General features: G+C 41.0%; 1 protein-coding gene and 1 pseudogene. One reads left to right on the top strand and one right to left on the bottom strand.

Annotated elements, in window-relative coordinates; translation table 11 throughout:
- Nucleotides 1–1331, bottom strand: a 1331-nt coding sequence (locus tag B3O33_RS14255) for a PAS domain-containing protein (protein WP_292363855.1), incomplete at its 3' end; no start/stop codon positions are given.
- Nucleotides 1332–1462: 131 nt separating this feature from the next.
- On the opposite strand from B3O33_RS14255, the pseudogene B3O33_RS14250 reads away from it, so the two are divergent.
- Nucleotides 1463–2017, top strand: a pseudogene (locus B3O33_RS14250) (two-component sensor histidine kinase); the annotation flags it as partial.

Genomic DNA, 2017 nt, shown 5'->3' with positions numbered 1-2017 from the left:
CCTAGATCGATAACGACACCTTCGAGTGCAAGCAACTCACCACTGGCGGAAAAGATACCTTCGCCTTGTTCCATAACCCAGCGGGACTTATTGGTGCGGGTACAGATACGGTAAATCATCTGGAATTTGCGCTGTTTGGCTATTTGTTCCTGTACATGTTCCCAGCAACGTGACTGATCCTCAGGGTGAATCAATTGCATATAGGTCACATTATTCGAATTTATCAGCTCATAAGGCTGATATTCAGTGACTTCAAGACAACTGTCACTGACAAATTCAAACGTCCAGTCACGATCATTCTTACAGCGGTAAATCATGCTTGGAATATTGGTCATAATCATATCAACTGGTGAATGACGATTATGTTTCTGGGAGGCTTCAAGTTGTTTGAGCTGGGTGATGTCGGTCAGTGTGCCAATCACACTGGAACGTTCACCCTTGAAGTTTGAACTGCGTGAAGCACGGATTTCAATCCACCGAAATGAACCGTTTTTGGTGATGACGCGACATTCGATTTGAAAATATTGACGTTTACCCTGAATAAGTGAATTCATTCTTGATTCAACCAGCAAAATATCTTCAGGGTGAATAAAACTTAAAAAGGGTTTGTTTATTGATTCTGAAATACTAAAGTCAGTAAGAATTTCCCATGCGGTATTCGCATATATAATTTCCTGATCAACATTGTTTATAAAAATGATTTGTCTGATATTATTTAAAAGACTCGGGAAATTAAATTTTTCTGATTTTAATTCTGACTCATTTTGTGATTGTGTAATGGATGAAAACTGTAGCAAATTGAGGTTCGAATCACCTTGTGAGTTGAGTGGTGACAATGAAATGTGAACAGGTATGGTGGTGCCATCAACATAAAGCATACGGAGCGTCAGTGTCTGATGCGGTTCATCGCTTTTTTTCATATGTCTCATGAAATTTGTCAGTGCCGCATGATTGCTCGGATGCACGATATTTGTGAGCGGCATATTTGTGATCAATTCACGCATGCCATTCATTCCCAACTCACGCAGGAAAGCATTATTGGCAAAAATGATATTAAAACCATCAATGACGGCAGAGGGTGTTGACAGTCGCTTTGCCACATCATTGGCCCAACCGATATTCCTGTCGGCTGTCTGATTGCCAGCCAGCATCAATTTCCGTTGACTACGTGGGTAAAAGGCAATGGTGATGACAACGGAAAATAATGCTGCAAATATTGCCGCTGCCACGGCAAAATGTATTTTGAATGGGGCTGTACTGTCCCACCAGGTACCAAATACGATGGCTGTGATCATGCTTAACATGATCATGGTAAATATGATGAGACCCATTGTTCCGACCCTTGAGAACAGCTTTTTCGGGAAGCCCGATTTTGAAGAAATTTGACCTGAAATATATTTTTAAAAGCATACGCCAAAGAGCTGTTTTTTCCAAGCTGATTACGTTGCTTTTATGTATTGCGATGACAACACTTTTAATTCAGGCGGGAACACTTTTTTTATTGGATTATATGCTGTCCAGTCAACGTGCAATTGAGAAAGTAAATGAACATAAGATTTATTGGGATAAACATTTATTTTATTTGAACAATCTGCGTCCTGCTGATGCGCAGAAAACATTGGTTCAAATGAAAAAAAATTACCTGGATGTCGAGCATGAATCCGTTGCATGGATGCTGAATCAGAAAAATGATGCGTTAAAAGCCGCACTGGACGAGGTCAAACAGGCTCAGAAAAACTTTGATGGTGTGGCGAAAATTAACATCCGCATGGCGACTCAGCTAAGACTGGCTGAGAATGTATTACTTTCCTATAAAAATCTGGCTGCTGCGTTACATCGGGACAGTGAAATCAAAATTTCGGTGATCGCTTTGCTAAATGTGATCAGCCTTTTGTTTCTCTACAGTTGCATCATTGCCATTATGCTGGGGGCTAAAAGTTTCCTGGTTGAGCGCATGGACAGGTTGCAGACCTTCCTGATGCTGAAGTTCCCGGCGCAAAAGCATGAACCGAATTCC

This window comes from Methylophaga sp. UBA1464 (genome assembly GCF_002325665.1).
In the GTDB taxonomy this organism is placed as follows: domain Bacteria; phylum Pseudomonadota; class Gammaproteobacteria; order Nitrosococcales; family Methylophagaceae; genus Methylophaga.
The sequence above is the reverse complement of the archived record's forward strand: the minus strand, read 5'-3'. Positions and strand labels throughout refer to the sequence as shown.